General features: G+C 72.3%; 14 protein-coding genes. 7 read left to right on the top strand and 7 right to left on the bottom strand.

The genetic code is table 11. From position 1 onward, the window contains the following. Window positions 1-12: 12 nt before the first annotated feature. Window positions 13-195 (bottom strand): hypothetical protein, encoded by a 183-nt coding sequence (locus ACQPZX_RS17200; protein WP_433381493.1) that lies wholly within the window; start codon window positions 193-195, stop codon window positions 13-15. Between the two features lie 109 nt (window positions 196-304). Then, a complete protein-coding gene (locus ACQPZX_RS17195) occupies window positions 305-673 on the bottom strand; it encodes a DUF2203 domain-containing protein (RefSeq protein WP_433381490.1) in 369 nt (122 codons plus the stop codon). Window positions 674-723: 50 nt separating this feature from the next. Here ACQPZX_RS17195 and ACQPZX_RS17190 point away from each other — a divergent pair, with 50 nt between their 5' ends. Beyond that, complete coding sequence (locus ACQPZX_RS17190) at window positions 724-2322, top strand: methyl-accepting chemotaxis protein (RefSeq protein ID WP_433381488.1); 1599 nt, start codon at window positions 724-726, stop codon at window positions 2320-2322. Between the two features lie 124 nt (window positions 2323-2446). Then, on the top strand, window positions 2447-2713 hold the full coding sequence (locus ACQPZX_RS17185) for a hypothetical protein (protein ID WP_433381486.1): 267 nt from the start codon (window positions 2447-2449) through the stop codon (window positions 2711-2713). A gap of 8 nt (window positions 2714-2721) precedes the next feature. Here the strand turns inward: ACQPZX_RS17185 and ACQPZX_RS17180 are convergent, their stop codons facing one another. Further along, window positions 2722-5322 carry a LuxR C-terminal-related transcriptional regulator gene (locus ACQPZX_RS17180; protein ID WP_433381483.1) on the bottom strand — a complete coding sequence of 867 codons (2601 nt, stop codon included), beginning with the start codon at window positions 5320-5322 and terminating at the stop codon, window positions 2722-2724. Window positions 5323-5468: 146 nt separating this feature from the next. Between ACQPZX_RS17180 and ACQPZX_RS17175 the strand changes: the two genes are divergently transcribed. The 3 genes from ACQPZX_RS17175 to ACQPZX_RS17165 all read left to right on the top strand — a co-directional run bounded on the left by ACQPZX_RS17175 (window position 5469) and on the right by ACQPZX_RS17165 (window position 10763). Next, entirely contained in the window at window positions 5469-7373 is a 1905-nt protein-coding gene (locus ACQPZX_RS17175; RefSeq protein WP_433381481.1) for a LuxR C-terminal-related transcriptional regulator, read from the top strand. After that, window positions 7370-9127, top strand: a complete 1758-nt coding sequence (locus tag ACQPZX_RS17170) for a LuxR C-terminal-related transcriptional regulator (protein ID WP_433381478.1) — start codon at window positions 7370-7372, stop codon at window positions 9125-9127. Before ACQPZX_RS17175 ends, ACQPZX_RS17170 begins: the two co-directional genes overlap by 4 nt. A gap of 139 nt (window positions 9128-9266) precedes the next feature. Further along, the gene (locus tag ACQPZX_RS17165; RefSeq protein ID WP_433381475.1) at window positions 9267-10763 is read left to right on the top strand and encodes an alkaline phosphatase PhoX; all 1497 of its coding nucleotides are present in this window, start codon (window positions 9267-9269) and stop codon (window positions 10761-10763) included. A gap of 44 nt (window positions 10764-10807) precedes the next feature. Here ACQPZX_RS17165 and ACQPZX_RS17160 read toward each other — a convergent pair whose 3' ends face one another. Genes ACQPZX_RS17160 through ACQPZX_RS17145 form a run of 4 tightly spaced genes read right to left on the bottom strand, consistent with a single transcriptional unit; the run spans window position 10808 to window position 16559 of the window. Further along, window positions 10808-12679, bottom strand: a complete 1872-nt coding sequence (locus ACQPZX_RS17160) for a hydantoinase B/oxoprolinase family protein (protein WP_433381468.1) — start codon at window positions 12677-12679, stop codon at window positions 10808-10810. 3 nt (window positions 12680-12682) lie between these two features. Next, complete coding sequence (locus ACQPZX_RS17155; RefSeq protein WP_433381465.1) at window positions 12683-14719, bottom strand: hydantoinase/oxoprolinase family protein; 2037 nt, start codon at window positions 14717-14719, stop codon at window positions 12683-12685. 8 nt (window positions 14720-14727) lie between these two features. Beyond that, window positions 14728-15921, bottom strand: coding sequence for a CaiB/BaiF CoA transferase family protein (locus ACQPZX_RS17150; protein WP_433381462.1), 1194 nt, complete (start codon window positions 15919-15921; stop codon window positions 14728-14730). Then, window positions 15918-16559, bottom strand: a complete 642-nt coding sequence (locus ACQPZX_RS17145; protein WP_433381459.1) for a GntR family transcriptional regulator — start codon at window positions 16557-16559, stop codon at window positions 15918-15920. Before ACQPZX_RS17145 ends, ACQPZX_RS17150 begins: the two co-directional genes overlap by 4 nt. Before the next feature lie 119 nt (window positions 16560-16678). Here ACQPZX_RS17145 and ACQPZX_RS17140 point away from each other — a divergent pair, with 119 nt between their 5' ends. Together ACQPZX_RS17140 and ACQPZX_RS17135 are read left to right on the top strand one after the other, a co-directional pair. Further along, window positions 16679-20005: a DUF4132 domain-containing protein gene (locus tag ACQPZX_RS17140; RefSeq protein ID WP_433381456.1), complete on the top strand. Its 3327-nt coding sequence runs from the start codon at window positions 16679-16681 to the stop codon at window positions 20003-20005. Between the two features lie 23 nt (window positions 20006-20028). Then, the gene (locus ACQPZX_RS17135; protein ID WP_433385285.1) at window positions 20029-21138 is read left to right on the top strand and encodes an ATP-binding protein; all 1110 of its coding nucleotides are present in this window, start codon (window positions 20029-20031) and stop codon (window positions 21136-21138) included. Window positions 21139-21140: the final 2 nt, after the last annotated feature.

Raw genomic sequence — 21140 nt, 5'->3', positions numbered from 1 at the left:
GGGCTTCTGGGGCTAGCCCCCGGGGTAGAGGGCGTCCTTCTGCGATTCGCTGATCGCCGCCTCGGGGCGGCCGGCCCTGCTGTCGGACTCGACGAGCACGACATATTCGTCGGGCTTGACCCGCGGTGGCAGCTCGCCGAACTCCGCGTGCCTCAGGAACGCGGACTCGGCCTCGGTGAGCGGTTGCTCGGCCATGCCGTCATTCTAGGCGCGCGGCAAAGGCCCACGGCCTCCTCCGCCCGGCGGAAAGGCGGGCGGCAAGGCGGACGGGCAGCAAGGCGCAGGCGACAAGGCGGGCCGGCAGCTAGGTGGGCGGCAAAGGCCTGCGCCCGGCGAACCCGAGGTCGGCCCGGTGGTACCACTTCAGCTCCTCGTCGCCCTCCAGCCAGCACAGCAGGACAGGCACCCCGTCGAGGTCGGCCGGGAAGTCGACCAGCAGCGGCGCGACGCCCTTGAGCTCGGCCCCGGTCTGCTGGACCTCGGTCATCAGCTCGTTGAGCCGGGCCTCGGCGGCCTTGCGCTCGGGCAGCCCGCCGAGGTCGGTCGGCTCGCCGCCCGGTGTCAGCGCCGCCGACAGCTCCACCAGGTCGGCGCGGACCACCACCAGTTCGTCGAGGATCGGCCGCAGCCGGGCCAGCTCCGCCCGCGCCTCCGGCACCGTGAACAGCCCCATGACTCAGATCTTGCCTCGCCCGGTCGAAGCGAATGGCAGGGGGTGGTCCGGTGACGGCGCTGGGTGGGTGGCTGCGCGACCGGCGGCTGCGCACCAAGGTCGGCGGGGCGCTGGCCGTGGTGGCGCTCGCGGCGATCATCGTGGGCGTGGTCGGGGTGCTCGGGCTGCGCGGCGTCGCCGACGAGGCCGACGACATCTCGCAGAGCAATCTGGCCAATACCGTGCAGCTTGCGAAGGTGCGGCAGGCCATCGCCGAGACCGCCATCCACCTGCTCAATCACAACGCCACCCGGGTCGGCGCCGAGATGGACGCGGTCGAGCAGGCGCTCGAGGCCGACGACCAGGCGTTCGAGGCCGCGCTCGCCGGCTACCTCGACGGCGGCTACGCGGGCAGCGGCGATCAGCTCAGCACCTTGACCGACGCGTGGGTCACGTATCAGAAGCTGCGCGACGAGACCCTGCTGCCGCTGAGCCGGGCCAACGACGCCGACGCGTTCACCACCGCCAACCAGGCGCAGGCGCAGCCGCTGTACGAGCAGGCGGCCGCCGCCATCACCGCGATGGCCGCCGACGAGACCGAGGACGCCGAGCAGGCCGCCGCCGAGGTCGAGCGGACCTACACCCGGGAACGCAACGTCGTGCTCACCGTGCTGGGCGTGGGGCTGTTGCTGGCGGTTCTGGCCGGCGCGGCGGTCGTGCGCGGCGTGGTGGGCCCGCTGGGCCGGGTGTCGGGGGTGCTGCACGCGGTCGCCGAGGGCGATCTGACGCGTACGGTCGGGCTCGGCACCCGGGACGAGATCGGCGTGATGGCCACCGACGTCGACCGGGCAGTGGCCAGCATGCGCGGCACGGTCGAGGTGCTGACCCGCTCGTCGGCCACCATCGTCGAGGCCGCCGACCGGCTCGGCGCGAGCACCGCGATCGTCGAGCGCTCGGCCCGGCAGGTGCGCGACGGCTCGGGCCGGGTCTCCGGCGACACCCGGGAGGTCGCCGACAGCATGACCGAGGCGGCGACCGGCAGCGACGAGATGACCTCGACGATCCAGGAGATCGCGCGCAGCGCCTCCGAGGTCGCCGCGGTGGCGACCGAGGCCAGCGACACCGCGCAGCGCACGGGCGAGCAGGTGGCTCGGCTGGCCCAGTCGTCGGCCGAGATCTCCAACGTGGTCGAGCTGATCACCGCGATCGCCAACCAGACCAACCTGCTCGCGCTGAACGCGACGATCGAGGCCGCCCGCGCCGGCGAGACCGGCAAGGGCTTCGCGGTGGTGGCCGGCGAGGTCAAGGAGCTGGCGATGGAGACGGCCAAGGCCACTGAGGCGATCACCGAGCAGGTCGCGGCGATCCAGGCCGACACGGCCGAGACCCGCGCGACGATCGACGAGATCACCGCGGTCATCGAGCGGATCCGGGAGCATCAGGACACGATCGCCGCGGCGGTCGAGGAGCAGAGCGCGACCAGCGACGTGCTGCGCGGCAGCGTCGGTCACGCCGCCGGCGGCGCCACCAGCATCGCGGCGACGATGGGCGAGTTCGCGGATGCCGCGACGGCCACGGTCACGGCGGTCGGCGACAGCCAGCGCGCGATCGCCGATCTGACCGAGACGTCCGCCGAACTGACTCGAGTTATCGGCAGCTTCCGCATTTAACGAACTTATCGGACAAGTTCGGCTTTGCGATGGGCGCGGCTCATCCGTTCAGTGGGATCGCTTTCACATGTTCACGACGTAGTCTCCTGCCTGAACGGTCCTTAACACGATCGGGAGGCGTCGGATGGCCAGCAGGGACACCCGGCAGGAGTTCGAGGACATAGTCGAGCGCCTGACCAGCGACTATCCGTCCTTGGCGCGTACGGGGATGCCCCCGTTCACGCGCCCGGTGCTTGTGACACTTCTGATCGTCGGCGGCATGACCTGGGGCTTGCTCTCGGTCGCCATGGTCGCCTGGGGCTGGAAGGGCGTCGTGCTGACCTGCGCGACGGTCCTAGGCTCCGTGATCGCGCTGGCCGTGCGCACCTACCGGTGGCGCGCCGGCCGCTAGGGCCGGCTTCATCGAGTCAGGGCGTCGCGAAGAGCGGCCCGGGAGCTGATCCCGAGCTTCGGAAACGTGCGGTACAGGTGTGCCGCGACGGTCCGCGGTGACAGCGCCAGCCGCTCCCCGATCTCCTTGTTCGTCAGTCCGGTCGCCGCGAGCTCGGCGATCTCCCGCTCCTGGGCTGTCAGCAGCGCGCCGACGGACCGGGTGGGACCCGCCGCCCGCAGCTCGGCCGCGGCCCGCCCCGACCACGGGCCCGCGCCGAGCCGGTCGAACGCCTCGACCGCCGCCGCGAGCTGCCGGCGGGCCTCGGTGATCTGCCGTCGCCGGCGCAGCGCCTCGCCGAGCAGCAGCCGCACCCGGGCCTGCGCGAACGCCCATTGGCTCGCGCCCGGCGCCGCGAGGGCCTGTTCCAGCAGCGTCGCCCGCTCGTCTTCGGGGGCGATCAGCGCCTCGGCCGCGCCCACCACGAGCGCGAGCCGCGACGACAGCCGGTCCAGCGAAGCCGCCCGCATCGCCGCGACGTGCCGGCGCGCCTGATGTTCGCGGCCGGTGCGCACGGCCGACTCGACCAGGTCGAGCAGCAGCGAGAGCACCTGCGGCTGGTGCGAGGGCAGCATGCCGGGCGGCGCGACCGCCGTCGCGTGCCGGTACGCCACCTCGAACTCCCCCCGCCCCAGCGCCGCCACGCAGTGCACGTGGGCCGCGAAGGCCAGCGCGATCCGGGCGCCGCGCGCGCTCGCCCACCGTTCCAGCCGGACCGCCGCCGCCTCGGCGTCCTGGTTGCCGCGCGCCGCCCCGATCAGGCTGCCCAGGTAGCAGCCGAGCGCCGCGTCGTAGCGGGTGTAGCCCCGCTCCCGGCTCAGCCGCTGCCCCTCCCCGATCAGCAGCAGCGTCTCGTCCCAGCGGCCACGCACCCAGCCGTCCACCGACAGCGTGACGATCGCGTTGAGCGCCGCGGCCACCGCTCCCCCGTGGCGGCCGTCCTCGACGACCCGGTGCAGCGCCTCCCGGGCCGGCCCGATCCGGTCGACATAGGTGCCGAATAGCCCGAGGCGGATGATGCGCCGCGGGTTCTCGGTGCGCGACAACGTACGCATCTCGACCTCGAGATCGACCACCACCGGCGCCGCCAGCCGGACCGGATCCGCAAGTGCCGCCGCGCCGATCCGCAGCGTGTCCGGCGCGTCCGCGCCGAGCCGCCGCACCCACTCGTGGAACGGCGGCCAGAGCTCCGGCCGCCCGCCGAACCAGCACAGCTCCAGCAGCAACTGCAGCGCCTCCGCCACCGCCTCCTGATCGAGGTCGCCGACGTGCGCGTCCAGCGCCCGGGTCAGCAGCCGGTGCGCGGCGTCGACAGCGCAGTCCCGGTTGAACAGCACGCTGGCCGCTGCGGTGGCCAGCTCCAGCGAGCCCGACGCGTCCTCCGCCGAGCGGTTCGCCTCGTCCAGCAGCCGCTGCGCGTGGTCGAGCGTGCCGGCCAGCTCGGCGCCGAGGGTCGCCGCCCGGGCCAGCCGCCGGACTCGTGCCCGCCGGTCGGTGCTCAGCTCGGCCGATCGGGTCAGGGTCTCCAGGCCGGCCACGGCGTCGCCGCGCTCCAGCACGGTCCGTGAGGCCTGCTCGACGAGCTCGGCGACCTTCTCGTCCGGCTCGATCGTGGCCTCGGCCAGGTGGAACGCGCGGCGCACCGGGTCGGCGGCCCGATCGGCAAGCCGGCGATGCGCCTCGGCCCGCTCACCCAGCGTGGCCCCTTCGATCACCGCGAAGCGGCTCAGCGGCCGCCGGAAACTCAGCCGGCCGGTCTCCGGGTCGACGTCGATCACGCCGGCCCGCACTGCCGGATCGAGGTCGCTCAACCCCGCAGCCGTGCCGGCGACGGCCCGCACGTCGGCGGGCTCGCCGGTCAGCGCCGCCAGCAGCAACAGCTCCCGGGCCGGTCCGGGCAGCGCGCCGATCCGGTCGGCGTCCGCCGCACCCAACCGGCGGCCCATCGGCAGCTCGATCAACGCGAGCGGGTTGCCCCGCGCCTCGTCCAGCAGCCGCCGCCGGGCCCGCGGGTCCAGGCCCGGGTGCCGCTGGTCGAGCAGCTCCCGGCTCGCGTCCTCGCCGAGCGGCTCCAGCACGAGCCGGGGCAGGCCGCTGCGCTCGAAGAAGCCGCCCGCGCCGGCCCGCTGCGCACCGATCAGGGCCACCGGCAGGCCGGTCAGCCGGCGCGCCACCAGCCCGAGTACCGTCGCGCTCGGCCGGTCGAGCAGGTCCAGATCGTCGACGAGCAACGTCACCGGCGACCGCTCGGCAAGCAACGCCAGCACCGCGTTGGAGACGCTGAGCGGGTCGGGCGCCGGCCCGTCGTCCAGCCCGAGGGCGACCCGCAACGCCGGTCCCGCGGCCGTGTCCCGCACCGCCGGCAGCAGCAACTGGTGCAGCCCCGCGTACGGGATCCGCGACTCGAACTCCACCCCGGTCGCCCGCAGCACCCGGCCGCCGCCCCCGGCGACCGCGTCCAGCAGGGCGCTCTTGCCGGCGCCGGCGTCACCCACCACCAGCAGCGCGCCGCCGTCGCGCAGCGTCGCCCCGATCCGCCGTAACTCGCTCGACCTCCCGACGACCCCCATCTGCCCCTCCCACCCCAGATCTCTCTCGGTAAGAGCCTGCTCGGGCGAGGTGCCGATAGCCTCAGCACTATTACCTAAGCCGGTCCGGCACGGCATCGAACAATGACGGATTGTTCTGTCAAGCTTCCGCGACCAGGCTGGTTCGCATGCCGGACCCCCTGATCGATCGCCTCGGCTCGCTGCCGGCGGACACCCGGCGGGCACTGCTCGCCGCCGCCGTCGACGAGTCCGGCGACCTGCGCGTGCTCGCCGGGGAGTCCCCTGCCGTGCTGGAGCCGGCCGAGCGCGCCCGGCTGATCACCGTGGACGAGCAGCGCCGGCGGATCGTCTTCAGCCCACCGCAGGCACGCACGCTGCTGATCGACCAGGCCGATGAGGCGGAGCTCCGCGAGGCACACCGCGCGGTGGCCGCGGCACTGTCCGGTTTCGACCAGCCGCGGGCGGCCGAGCACCTCGCCGCGGCCACCACCGGGCCGGACGAGACGGTCGCCGCGGCGCTCGAGGCGGCGGCCGACGACCACCTGGCCGACGGCAAGCCCCGGGCGGCCGCGTCGGCGCTGCTGCGAGCCGGCGCGCTCAGCCCGGATCCCCAGCAGCGCGCCCGGCGGCTGGCCCGCGCCGATTATTTGGACGCGGCGCTGATCGGGCTGCCGCCGGTGGGCGACCCGGTCCCGGAGTCGCTCGAGTCGGCGGTCGCGGCCGCGCACCGGACGGCGCAGGGCGATCCGGGCGCCCGGTTCCTGCAGCTGGCCACGATCCTGCGCGCGGCACGCCGGCCCGCCGACGCGGCCCTGGAGGAGGCGCTGCACGCCCTGCTCGGGCTGGCCATGTTCGCCGGGCGCGCCGATCTCTGGCCGATCTTCGAGACCTTTCTTGACGCGTACGAGGAAAGATTGCCCCCGCCGGTGCGGGTCTTCGCCGGCGCTTTCGACACCGGCCGCACCTCGATCGAGGAAGCCGAACAGCTGCTGGACGACCTGCGCGCCGAGACCGATCCGGCGGCGGTGCTGCGCGCCAGCATCGTCCTGGTCTCGCTGGACCGGCTCGGCGCGGGCCGCGAGCCGATCGTCCGGATCGCGCGCGACGGCGAGGCCGACAGCGCGCCGATGGCCGGGCAGCGGGCCCGCAGCGCGTGGTGCATCGACGCGTGGGCGGCCGGGCAGTGGGACGAGGCGGAGCGGCTGGTCGTCCGCTCCGAGCGGATCGCGGCCGAGCAGGGCTGGGCCGGGCTGAGCCTGCTGTTCGTGCAGATGATCGGCGGGCTCGTCGCGGCGGCCCGGGGCCGGACCGACGTCGCCCGGCTGCGGGCGCGCGAGCTGGAACGCCGGCACGCCGACGACCGGATCGGGCTGGCCGGCGAGTTCGCCAGCCACATCCGCTGCTCGCTGGCCCTGGCCGGCGGGGACGGCGAGCGCGCCTACCGGTACGCGGAGGAGCCCGGCCGCTACCGGGTGCACGCCGCCCGCTCGGCGCTGGACCTGGTGGAGAGCGCCGTGCGGGCGGGCCGGCGGGGCGCGGCGGCCGGGCACGTGGCAGCTCTGCGGGACTGGCCGGCCACGCGGCTCTCCGCGCGGCTGCCGTTCGTGCTGGCCGTGGCCGAGGCGATGGCCGCCGACGACCCCGAGCTGTTCGAGCGGGCGGTGACCTTCCCCGGCGCACAACTCTGGCCGTTCGAACTTGCGCGCGCTGAGCTCGCGTACGGGGAGAATCTGCGCAATCACCGCGCACCGCACCATGCCCGCCCTCATCTGCGGACCGCCCTGCGATGGTTTCGGCGCCTCGGCGCCCGGCCTTGGGCCGGACGCGCCGCCGAGCTGCTGCGCGCGACCGGCGACGGGCGCCAGACCTCCGCGCCGGCCGCGTGCCTCACCCCGGTCGAGCTGCGGATCGCCGAGCTGGTCGCCGCGGGCATGTCCAACAAGGAGATAGGGACGCAGCTCACGCTGTCGGCCCGCACCGTCGGAAACTACCTTTATGGCATGTTCCCGAAGCTCGGCGTGAGCTCGCGCGCGGCTCTCGCCGACGTGTTGCGCAGAGGTGGTGGAACGTGACGAGCCTGCTCGATCAGGCGTTGCAGCCGGGCCTGCCGATGTCCGCCGAGCTCCGGGACGCCGTGCTGAGCGCCTCGACGCATTCCGAGCGCCGCGCGGCCCACCTGCGCCTGGCCTCGCGTCCCGGCGCCGGCCCCGCGGAACGCGCACACCACCTGGCCAACGCCACGATCGGGCCCGATTCGCGGGTCGCGGCGCTGCTCGAGGAGGCGGCGCAGTGCACACCGTCCAAGGGCGAGGCGGCCGCGTTGCTGATCCGGGCGGCCGAGACGAGTCCGGTGGCGAGCGACCGCGCCCGGCGGCTGGCCGAGGCCGCGCGGATCAAGGCGCAGTTCACCGCCTCGCTCGACGAGGTGTCCGCCCTGCTGGCCCGCGCACGCCGCTGCGACCCGCTGGTCGCCTCGTCGCTGACGGCCGTGCTGGCCCGCTCCGACCTGCTGCTGCACACCAACGGCGACATCCGCGGCGCGCACCGGCTGCTGGTGACCGGCATCCGCGGTTTGTCCGGCCCGTCGCCCGTGCTCGCCGACGCGGTGCACGCGCTGCTGCTGGTCTGCGTGGTCGGGCACGACCCGGCGATGTGGGCATCCTTCGACGAGGTGCTCGCGCGGCACGCGTCCTCCTTGCCGCCGGCGCTGGTCACGGCGGCCGAGGCCCTCGCCCGGCCGGGGCTCACCGACACGGATGCTTTGGACCACGGCATAGCGGCGCTCGACGAGCAGACCGATCGGGCCACCGTGATGCGGGTGGCGATGGCGGCGTACACGGTGGATCGTCTGACCGGATGTCGTTCCGCGCTGCGGCAGGTCCTCGACGGCCCCGCCGATCAGGTGAAACTGCTGGCGATGGCGATGCTCGCGGTCGAGGAACTGCGCGGCGGGGAGTGGGATTCGGCGGGCCGGCGGGCCGGCGAGGTAGTCGAGCTCAGTCGCCGGCTGCGGCGGCCGCTGCAGGAGCTTCCCGCGCGCTACGTGCAGGCTTACCTCCATGCGGCGCGTGGCGACGAGGAGGAGCTGGCGCGGCTGGACGCCTGGGCCTATCAGGGACCGGTGCCGCGCGGCGCGAACGCCGCGAGGATGATGCTCACGCACGCGACGGCGGTCGCGGCCCTGGGCCGAGGGGACTTCGAGGACGCGTACGGGATATTGCTGCCGGTCGCGGCGCCTTTCGAACCCCATGATCGGTACGCGCCGTGGATGTTGCTCGACTTCGTGGAGGCGTGCCTGGCCACGGGTCGCCTCGACCGCGCCCGCGCGCACGTGGCCTCCTCGGCGGCTTCTCAAGTGCCCGATTTGTCACCTCGCTACGCCTTCGTCCACGCCGGCGTGGCCGCGATGGTCGGCGAGGCCTCGTTCGAGACCGTGCTGGCCGGGGACGCCGAGGCCGGCACGTTCCACCGGGCCCGGCTCGAGCTCTCCTACGGCAGCCAGTTGCGCCGTCAGCGGCGGGCGAAGGACGCCCGGCCGGTGCTGGCGTCCGCCCTCGGCGTCTTCGAGCGCCTGGGCGCGTCACCGTGGGCCGAGAGGGCGCGCACCGAGCTGAACGCGACCGCGGCCACCCGCGGCGGCGGACGACTGACGCCGCAGGAGGAGGTGGTGGCCGATCTGGCCGCCGCCGGGCTGACCAACCGCGAGATCGCCGCCCGCCTGCAGGTCTCGCACCGGACGGTCGGCTCCCACCTGGCCAGCGTCTTCGGAAAGCTGGAGATCAGCTCGCGGGCGGCGCTGCGCGAGGCTCTGCTCCGGCCGGGCTGACATCTGCCGATAAATGCCCTACCGGGTTGATCGACATGAATTCACGCATGGTGCCAGCGGCCATTTGATGTTTCTCGGCACGTCAGAGGATGACGCTTTGGTGGGCTCCGCTCAGGTTCGCTTAGGAGGTTGACCCAGCATGGCCATTTCTCGCCGTCAAATCCTTGCCAGTGGCACCGCGGGTGTCGGGCTGGCCGTCGCCGGCACGCTGCCCGCGCTTTCCGGGCCGGCCGCGGCCTCGTCCGGGCACGGCGGCCCGCGCCGCGGCTCGGGGCGCCCGTTCCCGCCGCTGCAGGACGACCCGAACGGCATCCTGGCCCTGCCGGCCGGCTTCACCTACAAGATCGTCACCCGCGAGGGCGTCACCGATCTCTCCGGCGGCCAGGGCAAGACGCCCGCCTTCCACGACGGCACCGGGGTGGTCGCCGACGGCCGCAACCGGCTCACCGTCATCCAGAACCACGAGATGACCCCGCACATGGGGACGTACGGAGTGCCGCACATCGCCGGCACCGTCTACGACCCGGGCGCGCCGAACGCCGGCGGCTGCACGGTCATCACCACCGACGGCAGCGGCAAGCGGATCGCCGAGTGGGTCGGCATCTCCGGCACCGTGCGCAACTGCGCCGGTGGCGTCACCCCGTGGGGCACGTGGCTGACCTGCGAGGAGACCTTCATCAACGCGGGCACGGCGTGGTCGGCGGCCGGGCAGACCGGCACCTACGAGAAGGACCACGGGTACGTCTTCGAGGTGTCGCAGGCCGAGTCCGGGCGCCAGCTGCCCAAGCCGATCAAGGCGTTCGGCCGGTACGAGCACGAGGCGCTCGCCGTCGACTCGGATCTCAAGCACGTGTACCTGTCGGAGGACGCCAGCGGTCCGAACGGCCTGTTCTACCGATGGACCGCGCCAGCCGGCACGCGCCTGCGGCTCGGCCTCGCCAACCAGCTGGCGGACAACGCCGGGAAGCTGGAGGCGATGCAGATCCGCCTCGACGACGGCAGCATCCTGCCCGACGTGGCGTTCCTGACGTCGGCCCAGATCGGCCGCCCGTTCAAGGTGACCTGGATCGAGGTGCCCGACCGGGACGCCCGCACGGCGCCGGTCCGCACCCAGTTCGCCGACGGCACGGTCACCCGTGGCAAGAAGTTCGAGGGCGTGTGGAGCAACGGCCGCGGCGCGTACATCGTCAACAGCTTCGCCTTCGGCGCCAACGACCTGCCGGCCGGCGCCACCCGCCACGACGGCATGGTCTGGTTCTACGACTACAAGGACCAGACGATCACCCTGGTCACGTACTTCCCGCACAACCCCGCGGCGGAGACCGAGGGCGAGTTCCCGAAGTACGCCGACCTGACCTTCGACGGCCCCGACAACGTCACGGTGACGCCGTGGGGCAGCCTGGTCCTGGCCGAGGACGGCGTGCGGGCCTCGCACGTGCTGAGCTCGGTGCCGGGCGGCCCGACCTACGCGATCGCCCGCAACCAGGTCACGAACGGCACCAGCAACGGCGTCCCGACCTACTCGGAGTTCACCGGCCCGACCTTCTCCCCTGACGGCAAGGTCCTGTTCGTGAACATCCAGGTCCCGGGCATCACGCTCGCTATCACCGGCCCGTGGGAGCACTACCTCGGCTGAGGCTCGCGGATGGCCCCGGGCGCTTCCCGGGGCCATCCGGCGGCTCAGGCCCAGACCGGGCGGGTGGGCGCGGGCAGGCCCGTCTCCTCCTCGCAGCGTTCCAGGATGACGTCGAGGGACGGGCCCATGTCGAAGACCGGCAGCTCGGCCGGCCGGCTCGTCCGCATCTCCGACCGCAGCGACTCGGTGCCCGCCTCGTCGAGCCGGCCGTCGTCGAGCACCGCCACGCCGTACCGACGGGCTCCTGACGTCGTGACCAGGCCGCGCCGGACCTCCTTGGCGACCAGCGACGGATCTCTCTCCAGGGGGTCGCCCCACCCGCCGCCGCCCCACGTCACGAAGTGCAGCACGTCGCCGGGGCGGACCGGCACGTCGTGGCACTTGCTGGGCAGCATCTCGCGCTCTCCCGACGCCCGGTCGATCCATTTGCGGCCACGGGCGCCCGGCTCACCGCCGTTCACGCCCCACGGGTACGTCAGCCAGCGGTCGTCGTGGATGGCGATCGTGCCCGGCTCGAGGAAGCGATAGGCGACGTCGACCCCGTTGCCGCCGCGATGCAGGCCCGCGCCGCCGGTGTCGGCGACCGTCTCCCATTTCTCGATGCGCAGCGGGTAATACGACTCGAGGAACTCGCACGGGATGTTCACGAAGCTCGGCCACAGCGAATGCCCGTCGGGGCCGTCGCCGAGCGGCCGGCCGGGGATCCCGCCGAAGCCGATCGAATACAGCTGGAACCACTCGCCCTTGCGGTCGCCGCCGGAATAGTTCCCGGAATACATGAAGTGCGGCGACGACGAGAAGCCGGCCGCGTTGAGCAGGGCGGGGTTGGTCTGGCCGAGCAGGCCGCCGAAGAGGTCGAAGACACGCCCGATGCCGTGGTTGCGCGCGTTCAGGGCGGCGGGATGCTTGGGCTTCCAATACGAGCCGTCCGGAATGGTGACGTCCACCAAGGGATAGAAGCCGTCGTTCCAGAGGATCTGCGGGTCCGCGACCGTGATCATGTAGATGCCGAAGAACATCCGGGCGAGGTTCTCGTTGAGGTAATAGTTCACCGGGCCGATCGCCTGCGGGGACGAACCCGTGAAGTCCAAGTGCACCTTGTCGCCGGTGCGGGTCAAAGACAATTTCAGCTCGTACGGGCCATAGCCCACCCCGTCATCGCAGATGTAGTCGGTGAAGGAGAGGGTTCGGCCCTCCTCGAAGACGACGTGCAGCAGGGTCTTCATGGCGTCGTAATTGCGCTGGAGCAGGGCGTCCAGGGCCGACAGATACGTGTCGACGCCGAAACGGGCGCACATCTCGGTGACCCGGCGGGCGGCGGTGCGGCAGGCGGCCACCAGCCCGTTGAGGTCGGCGCGGTTCCAGTCGGGCACGCGCACCTGGTTGAGGATGATGCGCAGCGCGTCCTCGTTGAGCTCGCCGGCGGCGTACAGCTTGAAGGGCGGGATGACCACGCCCTCCTCGTAGATCGTCTTGGCGTCGGTCGGCATCGACGACGGGGTCTTGCCGCCGACGTCGGACATGTGGCCGAACATCGACGCCCAGCCGACGACGCGGCCGTCGAAGAAGACCGGCATGACGACGAGCCAGTCGTTGGCGTGGCTGATGGCGGCGCCGCACGAGTACGGGTCGGAGGTGAGCAGCACATCGCCCTCGCCGATGTCCCCGGCGAACCCGGCCAGGAAGTCGGGGATGGAGAGCCCGAACTGGCCGACGACCATCTTGCCGCTCGGGTCGGCGATCAGCGGGAACTCGTCGTGCTGCTCGCGGATGCCGGGCGACAACGCCGTACGGAAAAGGACCTCGTCCATCTCGTAGCGGGCGTTGCGCAGGCCGTTCTCGACCAGGTCGAGCGTGACCGGGTCGACGTCGGCGTGCTCGACCGGGGTGGTGTTCGCTTCCACGATGCGGGCCATGGCTCAGGCCTCCTGGGTCGGGCGGATCAGCAGGCTGCCGGACGGGTCGGTGGTGGCGGTGTGGCCGGGCAGGATGAGCGTGGTCGAGTCCATCTCGGTGACGATCGCGGGACCGGCGATGACGTCGCCGGCGCGCAGCTTGAGGCGGTCGTAGAGCGCCGCGTCCACGAAGTGGCCGTCCACGTAGATCGGTGTCGTCCCGCCGCTGACCGGATCGCCGTCGCCCTTCTCCAGGTGGATCGGCGTGACGGTCGGCTTCGCGCCGGTCACGGTCGCCCGCGCGTTGACCAGCTCGTGGTCGACCGGCAGCGTGAAGGAGAAGAGCCGCTCGTGCTCGCGGTCGAACCGAGCGGCCAGCCTTTCCGGGCCGTCATTCAGCTCGAACGTGACCGGCAGCTCGTTGCCCTGGCCGACGAATCGGACGTCGGCCGAATATACGATTTGTTCCGCCGCCACGCCCTGCTCGGCCAGGCGGGCGCTCGCCGATTCGGACAAATCCTGGAATATCGTGTTGAACTCGTCGACGGTCAGGTCTCCGAGCTTGCGCAAAACGGTCCGCGCCGACTCATCCCGCGCCGAAGTGGTCGCATCGCCGAGCGCGCACAACACACCCGGCGACGGCGGGACGATCACGGGCCAGGCCCCGGTCAGCCGCCCGAGCGCGTTGGCGTGCAACGGCCCCGCTCCCCCGAACGCCACCAGGGCGAACTCGCGCGGATCGAACCCCTGCTGCACGCTGACCAACCGCAGGCCGCCCAGCATGTTCTCGTTGACGATGTCGATGATCCCGGCGGCCGCCTGCTCCACGCTGGCCAGGCCCATGGCGTCGGCGATCGTCTGCACCGCCGCGCGGGCCGCTTCCCGGTCGAGGGTGATCTCGCCGCCGGCCAGGGCCGTCGGCAGATAGCCGAGCACGACGTTGGCGTCGGTCACCGTGGGCTGGTCGCCGCCTTTCCCGTACGCGGCGGGGCCCGGCTCGGCGCCGGCGGACTGTGGCCCGACCCGGAGCGCCCTGGTGAGCGGCGGAACGTGAGCTATCGAGCCGCCGCCCGCGCCCACCGTCCGTACGTCGACTGCCGACGCACGGACCGTGAGGTCACCCACCTTGGTCTCACGACCGATGCGCGCTTGCGCGCCCTGCACCAGCGCCACGTCGGTCGAGGTGCCGCCCATGTCGAAGGTCAGCAGCTCGGTGTGGCCGGACTGCTCGGCCACCCAGACCGCGCCCGTCACACCGCCGGCCGGCCCGGAGAGCAGCATCGTCACCGGCGCCGCGATCGCCGCCTCGGCGGCCGAGAGACCGCCGTCGCTGCGCAGGATCGACAGCTCGGCCCGGACGCCCTCGCTCGCCAGCTTCGTCCGCAGATTTCCGACGTAGCGGGCCACCTGCGGCTGCACGTAGCCGTTGGCGACCGTCGTCAGGGCCCGCTCGTATTCGCGCATCTCGGGCAGGACCACGCTGGAGAGACTCATCTCTATGCCGGGCAGCTCTTCCCGCGCGATCTCGCGCAGGCGGCGCTCGTGCACATCGTTGGCGAACGCGTTGATCAGCGAGATGGCCAGGGCCTCCACGCCGTTGTCGCGGAGCTTGCGCAGCTGGGCGCGGGCCGCCTCCTCGTCGAGGGCCGTGATGATCGTGCCGTCGCTGCCGACCCGCTCGGGGACCTCGACCGTGTTTTCCAACGCCGCCAGGGGCTCGGGCTTGGGCCAGATGATCCAGCCGGCCAGGCCGCCCGGGACGAACGAGCGGGCGATCTGCAGCACCTGCCGGAAGCCCTGGGTGGTGACCAGGCCGACGGTGGCGCCCTTGCCCTCGAGGATCGCGTTCGTGGCGACCGTGGTGCCGTGCAGCACGTGGGCGACCGCGGACCGGTCGACGCCGGCCTCCGCGCACACCTTGTCGATGCCGTGCAGCACGCCCACGGACTGATCGCTCGGCGTCGAGGCGGTCTTGGCCCGCCACGTCGAACCCGTTTCCTCGTCGACCAGCAGCACGTCGGTAAACGTGCCGCCCACATCCACGCCGAGTCGATACGACATGTCTCTCCTTAAATGATCTTGGCTTGGCGCAGGCGCGCGCGCTCCGTTTCGTCGAGGCCGATCAGGCCGCCGTAGATCTCGTCGTTGTGCTCACCCAGGGCCGGTCCCACGCTGCGCACCTTGCCAGGGGTGTGTGACAGTTTCGGCGTCGCGTTCTGCATGGGGATCTCGCCGAAGTCGGGGTGCGGCACCTTGACGATCGCCTCGCGGGCGGCGAAGTGCGGGTCGTTGAACATGTCCTTGGCCCGGAAGATCCGGCCGGCCGGGACGCCGGCCTCGTGCAGCTTCTCCAGGAGGTCGTCGGCTCTTTCCGTCACCGTCCACTTGGCGATCAGGGTGTCGAGCTCCTCCATCGCCGCGCCGCGGGCCGAGTGGGTGGCATAGCGGGGGTCGGTGGCGAGCTCTTCGCGGCCCATCACGGTGCTGAGACGACCGAACACGCTGTCCTGGTTGGCGGCGATGAGGATGAGATCCCCGTCCGCGGTCGGATACACGTTGCTCGGGGAGACATTGGGCAGGACTGCCCCGGTTCGCTCCCGCTGATAGCCGGCGACGGCCCACTCCGGCAGCAGCGACTCCATCATCGCCAGCACGGCCTCGTAGATCGCCGAGTCGACGACCTGACCCACGCCGGTACGGGATCGGTGGTGGATCGCGACGAGAGTCCCGAGGCACGCGTACGTCGCGGCGAGCGAATCGCCGAGCGAGATGCCCGCTCGCACCGGAGCACGGTCGGGGTCGCCCATCACGTACCGGATGCCGCCCATGGCCTCCCCGATCGAACCGAAACCGGCGCGACTGGAGTAGGGCCCGCTCTGCCCATAGCCCGTGACGCGGGTGATGACCAGGCCCGGGTTCGTCTCCCAGAGCACCTCGGGGGCCATGCCCCAGCGCTCGAGCGTGCCGGGCCGGAAATTTTCCACCACGATGTCGGCGGTGTCGATCAGCTTGCGGATCAGCGCCTGACCCTCGGGTTGCCGTAGGTCGCAGGTCACCGACTTCTTGTTGCGCGCTACGACCGGCCACCACAGCGACTTGCCGTGCGGCTTCTCCCGGCCCCACTCGCGCATCGGATCGCCGCGGCCCGGGTCCTCCACCTTTATCACCTCGGCGCCGAAGTCGCCGAGCAGCTGACCGCAGAACGGGCCCGCGAGCAGCTGGCCGAACTCGACCACGCGCAGATCGCCGAGAGGCAGGGTCACGACCGTCCCCCGATCATCGTGGCGCGGGCGTTGTAAAGGTGGGCTCGCATGATCGCCTCGGCCCAGTCGCCGTCGCCGGCCCGCGCCGCCGCGACCATCTCGACGTGGTGCTGGAGGCTGCGTTTCAGCGCGTCCGGCGTGTAATCGTGGAAGTTCTGGTGGACGACAGCCGCGTGGGTGACGCCGCGCAGCGCGCCGGCCAGCGGTGGCGAGCCGGCCGCGTCGATGAACATGCCGTGGAACCGCCTGTTCAGCTCGACTATCGCGGTCAGATCCTGGGCGCGGCCGGGCTTTCCGGCCCGGGTCATCGCGGCCGCCAGATCGTCGAGCTCGGTCAGCTGCTCCTCGTTCAAATGCGGCACGGCGACGCGTACGGCGTAGGGCTCCAACCGCAAGCGAAGCTCGAAGATCTCGCGCAACTGCTCGGTGCTCCAAGTGGCGACCCGGGCGCCGCGGTTGGGCTGCAGCTCGACCAGTCCCTCGGCCGCCAGGCGCGACAGGGCCTCGCGGATCGGGGTGCGGCTCACCGAGAGCCGGCTCGCCAGATCGGCCTCGCCGAGCCGGGTCCCGGAGGCGATCGCCCCCGAGAGGATCTCGTCCCGCAGGGACTGCGCCGCCTGCTCCGCCGCTGGTCGCACCGGACCCCCTCGTCGTCGATTGCATGCAATCCTGACCCTCTGGCGTCCCCTGCGCAAGATCCTTTGGCTGATTGCATGCAATCCGGTTTTGTCGTACGCCCCCGCTAACGTTCCGGGCCATGCGGACCTTGGAGTTTCACGAAGACACTTTCGTCTTCCCGGCGGCCTGGTATCGGTATCGCTACGCGCGCCGTGGCAGCGCCGGTCTCACCGCGTTCACGCCCGATCCCAAGGCCGAAAAGATCGTCGACGAAGAGATCAAGCGCGTCCCCAATCAGGTCAGGCGGGTCCTGGAGGCGCCGGGGACCGCTCCCGACGTGCGCCTCGCCGGTCTTGCCTGGCGTGACGGCGACGCGTCCGCTCTCGCTGTGGGCGCGGCGGCCGTGGCGATCGCGGCGGGGCTCGGCAAGTGGAGCGACCAGCAGCGCCTGGCGTCCTTCGTCGACGTGTGGTTCGCCGAGCGCGGGTTGATGTTCGCGGTCGAGGCGGCGGTCGAGGTGATGGCCATGCGCGTCGCCGAGGACGGCGCACAGCGCTATTGCATCAAGGCCATGGGTCCCGGCGACTCCCGGTACGGCTACCAGATCGACGATCAGCTGCTGATCCTCCTCCGCGCCCGGCAGGCCCTCGCCGCCGCTTCCTCCTCCGATTACGACGCGGCAGTTGCCCTGCTCGCGGAGCACCGCACCCCCTCGCTCTACCGCCGGGTCGCCACCTCCGTGCTGGCGCCCGACCAGGTCGAGTGGGTCTCGCAGGACATCGCCGACGCGGTCGCCGCCGACGACCATTACCTGGCCACCGCGCTGCTGGCCGCGGCCGGCACCGGCGAGCAGGCGAGCACGCTCGCGCCGCTGGTCAACACCTGGTCGGTGGCCGGCTCGCTGGCCCTGCCCGCCACGCTCGCCGACGGGCTCGGAGCCGATTGCGCGCCGGCCCTGTTCCACTGGTTCGACGAGGACAGCGGCGCCGAGGGCCAGCGCCGGCTGCTCACCGTGCTCGCCGCCCTCCCCGGCGACGACGTCATGACCGGGCTGATCGAGCGGATCGACGCCAAATACATCACGCCTGCCCTGATCGAGGCGGCCGAGCGCTACCCGGTGCGTGCCTTGCGCCTGCTCGCCGAGGCCGCCGGCAAGCGCGCGGTCGCCGACCTGCTGCGCGGCCACGTCACCGCCCATTCCGACCTGGTCGAGCAGGTCCTGCCGACGCTGAGCGCCGCCGCGGCCGCCCGGGTCGAGGCGATGGCCGGCGAGGCCGCGGCGATCACGGTCGCGCCCGCCGAGGCCGTCCCGCCTGTGCTGCTGTCGCCGCCGTGGGTGGACCGGGGCAAGCCCGCCAAGCCGGTCGTCGTGCCCGGCCTGACCTGCGCCGACCCCGCCACCATCGAGTGGCTCCCGGGCGAGCGGGATCGGTGGCGCGAGATCCAGTTCGAGCGATACTCCGCCCCCGCGGACGGCTGGGCCAAGGTGGCGCTGCGCATCGCCAGTGGCCAGGCCGGTTGGCACGAACCGGTGCTGTTCTTCACCGAGGCGCCCGAACTGGTCGCCCGACCTTTGCTCACCCGGTGGACACCCAAGTACGTCTGGGAGTCCAGCCACTGGATGCGGGTGATCATCGCCCGCTTCGAGCTGGACGCGCTGCCGCTGGCGCTGCACATCGCCGAGCGGTCGCCGTCCGAGGGCGCGGCCCAGTTGCTGCCGTTCTTCTCCCCCGCGATCGCCGTGCACATGGCCGACTGGCTGACCCGGCTCAAGAGCGTCCGCGAGCTGGCACAGACCTGGCTGCTGCGGCACGCCTCGGCGGCCGCCCGCGCGCTGGTGCCGCCGGCGCTGGGCAAGGCCGGCGCCGCCCGCCGCCAGGCCGAGCGCGCGCTGCTCGTGTTGCACACCAACGGCCACACCGATGCGGTCCGGTCGGCGGCCAAGTCCTACGGGGTCGACGCCGAGGCCGCGATCGAGACGCTGCTCGCCACCGATCCGCTCGACGTGCTGCCGGCGAAGATCGCGGCCAACCCGGCGTGGGCGGTGCCGGGCCTGCTGCCGCCGCTCGCGTTGCGCGACGGCGCCGGGGCGCTGCCGCCCGAGGCGGTGTCGAACGTGGTCACCATGCTGGCGCTGTCGCGCTCCGACGATCCGTACGCGGGGCTGAAAATCGTGCGGGAGGCCGTCGACCCGGATTCGCTCGCCGAGTTCGGCTGGCAGCTGTTCCAGCGCTGGCAGTCCTCGGGGGCCAACTCGAAGGAAAACTGGGTCCTCGACCTGCTGACCCTGATCGGCGACGACGAGACGGTCCGCCGGCTCACCCCGCTGATCCTGGCCTGGCCCGGCGAGGGCGGCCACGCCAAGGCCGTCACCGGCGTCAACGTGCTGGCCGGCATCGGCTCCGACGTGGCGCTGATGCACCTGCACGGCATCGCCCAGCGAGCCAAGTTCAAGGGTCTCAAGTCGGCCGCCGAGCAGAAGATGGACGAGGTCGCCACCGGGCTCGGGCTCAGCGCCGAACAGCTCGCCGACCGCCTCGTCCCCGACTTCGGGCTCGATGCCGACGGCAGCATGCGGCTCGACTACGGCAGCCGCCAGTTCGTGGTCGGCTTCGACGAGCAGCTGCGACCGTACGTGGCCGACGCGGCCGGCAAGCACCTCAAGGCGCTGCCCAAGCCGGGCGCCCGCGACGACGCTTCGCTGGCGCCGGCCGCGTTCAAACAGTTCGCCGCCCTCAAGAAGGACGTGCGGACGGTCGCGGCCGACCAGATCCGCCGGCTCGAGCGGGCCATGGTGACCGGGCGCCGCTGGTCCGGCGCCGAGTTCCGGCAGCTCTTCGTCGATCACCCGCTGCTCTGGCACATCGTCCGCCGCCTGGTCTGGGGCCTCTACGACTCGTCGGGCGCGCTGACCGGCGCGATCCGCGTGGCCGAGGACCGCACCTTCTCCACGGCCGACGACGACGAGATCTCCGTTGCCGCCGACGCCGTGGTCGGAGTGGCACACCCTCTGCACCTGGGCTCGGCTCTCGCGGCCTGGTCCGAGGTGTTCGCCGACTACGAGATCCTGCAGCCGTTCCCGCAGCTGAGCCGGCAGACGTTCGCCCTCACCCCGGCCGAGGCCGAGGTCCCCGAGCTGTCCCGCTTCGAGGGCATCACCCTGCCTACGACCAAGGTGCTGGGCCTGGAGCGTCGCGGCTGGCGCCGGGAGACCCCGCAGGACGGCGGCGTGCAGGGCTACATCGAGCTGAAGCTGGGGCCGAAGCTGGAGATGGCGGTCTCGCTCGACCCCGGCATAGCGGTCGGCATGGTGACCGAGTTCCCCGAGCAGAAGCTCACCGCTGTCTTCCTGCACGACGGCAACGGCACCGGCTGGCAACGCACCGACTCCCGCATCCCGCTCGGCCGCCTCGACCCCGTCACCGCGTCCGAGATCATTCGCGACCTCACCGAGATCACCGCATGAGCAAGCAGCTTGGAGATACCGAGATGACCGTCCTCGAGGTGACCGACCCGGCCGAGTCGGTGCAGCGGCCGCCGGCCGAGGTCCGCTTCGCCGGCGAACTGCAGCGCCTGCGGGCCGCCGACACCGCGGCCCGGCCGCCGGGCTGGGCGCTGAGCGTGCAGGCCGCCCGCCGCTTCGTGATCGGCGACCCGAAACTTGATGTCAGCCGCAAGTTCGTCGGCGACCCGTCACTGATCGACCGCGCGCTGATCACCCTGGCCACCAGTCGCGGCCTCATGCTGGTCGGCGAGCCCGGCACCGCGAAATCCCTGCTGTCCGAGCTGCTCGCGGCGGCGGTCAGCGGCGACTCGACGCTGACCATCCAGGGCGGCGCCGCCACCACCGAGGACGCGATCCGCTACTCGTGGAACTACGCGCTACTGGTCGCCGAGGGCCCGTCGCAGCGCTCGCTCGTCGCCGCCCCGCTGCTGCGCGGCATGGCCGAGGGGCGCACGGTCCGCTTCGAGGAGATCACCCGCTGCCCGCTGGAGGTGCAGGACTGCCTGCTCTCCCCGCTCTCCGACCGGGTGCTCGCCATCCCCGAGCTGACCGGCCCCGAGTCGATGGTCTTCGCCCGCGACGGCTTCAACGTCATCGCCACGGCGAACACCCGCGACCGCGGCGTCAACGACATGAGCGCGGCCCTCAAGCGCCGGTTCAACTTCGAGACCGTCTTCCCGATCGCCGACTTCGGCACCGAGCTGACCCTGGTCGCCGAGGAGGCGGCCAAGCTGCTGCGCCGCTCCGGGGTCACCGCCGAGCCCCGCCGCGACGTGCTCGAGGTGCTGGTCACGACGTTCCGCGAGCTGCGCACCGGCGAGACGGCCCGCGGCGACTCGATGGACCGGCTCTCCGCGGTCATGTCCACCGCCGAGGCCGTCTCGGTGGCGCATGCGGTCGGGCTGCGCGGCTGGTTCCTGCGCGGCGAGCCCGGCAACGCCGAGGACTTCGTGGCCTGCCTGGCCGGCACCGCCGCCAAGGACAGCCCCGAGGACCTGGCCAAGCTGCGGCGCTACCTCGCCCAGCAGGTCACCTGGCGCGACGGCGGCCAGTGGAAGGCCCTGCACAACGCCCGCCACCTGCTCCCGGGCTAACC

Origin of the sequence: Actinoplanes sp. CA-142083 (assembly GCF_050942195.1) — a bacterium.
In the GTDB taxonomy this organism is placed as follows: domain Bacteria; phylum Actinomycetota; class Actinomycetes; order Mycobacteriales; family Micromonosporaceae; genus Actinoplanes.
The sequence above is the reverse complement of the archived record's forward strand: the minus strand, read 5'-3'. Positions and strand labels throughout refer to the sequence as shown.

Excerpts from the sequence above, each read along its gene's own strand:
- ACQPZX_RS17200 (WP_433381493.1), bottom strand. The coding sequence starts at position 195 with ATGGCCGAGCAACCGCTCACCGAGGCCGAGTCCGCGTTCCTGAGGCAC.
- ACQPZX_RS17195 (WP_433381490.1), bottom strand. The coding sequence starts at position 673 with ATGGGGCTGTTCACGGTGCCGGAGGCGCGGGCGGAGCTGGCCCGGCTG.
- ACQPZX_RS17185 (WP_433381486.1), top strand. The coding sequence starts at position 2,447 with ATGGCCAGCAGGGACACCCGGCAGGAGTTCGAGGACATAGTCGAGCGC.
- ACQPZX_RS17180 (WP_433381483.1), bottom strand. The coding sequence starts at position 5,322 with ATGGGGGTCGTCGGGAGGTCGAGCGAGTTACGGCGGATCGGGGCGACG.
- ACQPZX_RS17175 (WP_433381481.1), top strand. The coding sequence starts at position 5,469 with ATGCCGGACCCCCTGATCGATCGCCTCGGCTCGCTGCCGGCGGACACC.
- ACQPZX_RS17165 (WP_433381475.1), top strand. The coding sequence starts at position 9,267 with ATGGCCATTTCTCGCCGTCAAATCCTTGCCAGTGGCACCGCGGGTGTC.
- ACQPZX_RS17160 (WP_433381468.1), bottom strand. The coding sequence starts at position 12,679 with ATGGCCCGCATCGTGGAAGCGAACACCACCCCGGTCGAGCACGCCGAC.
- ACQPZX_RS17155 (WP_433381465.1), bottom strand. The coding sequence starts at position 14,719 with ATGTCGTATCGACTCGGCGTGGATGTGGGCGGCACGTTTACCGACGTG.
- ACQPZX_RS17140 (WP_433381456.1), top strand. The coding sequence starts at position 16,679 with ATGCGGACCTTGGAGTTTCACGAAGACACTTTCGTCTTCCCGGCGGCC.
- ACQPZX_RS17135 (WP_433385285.1), top strand. The coding sequence starts at position 20,029 with ATGACCGTCCTCGAGGTGACCGACCCGGCCGAGTCGGTGCAGCGGCCG.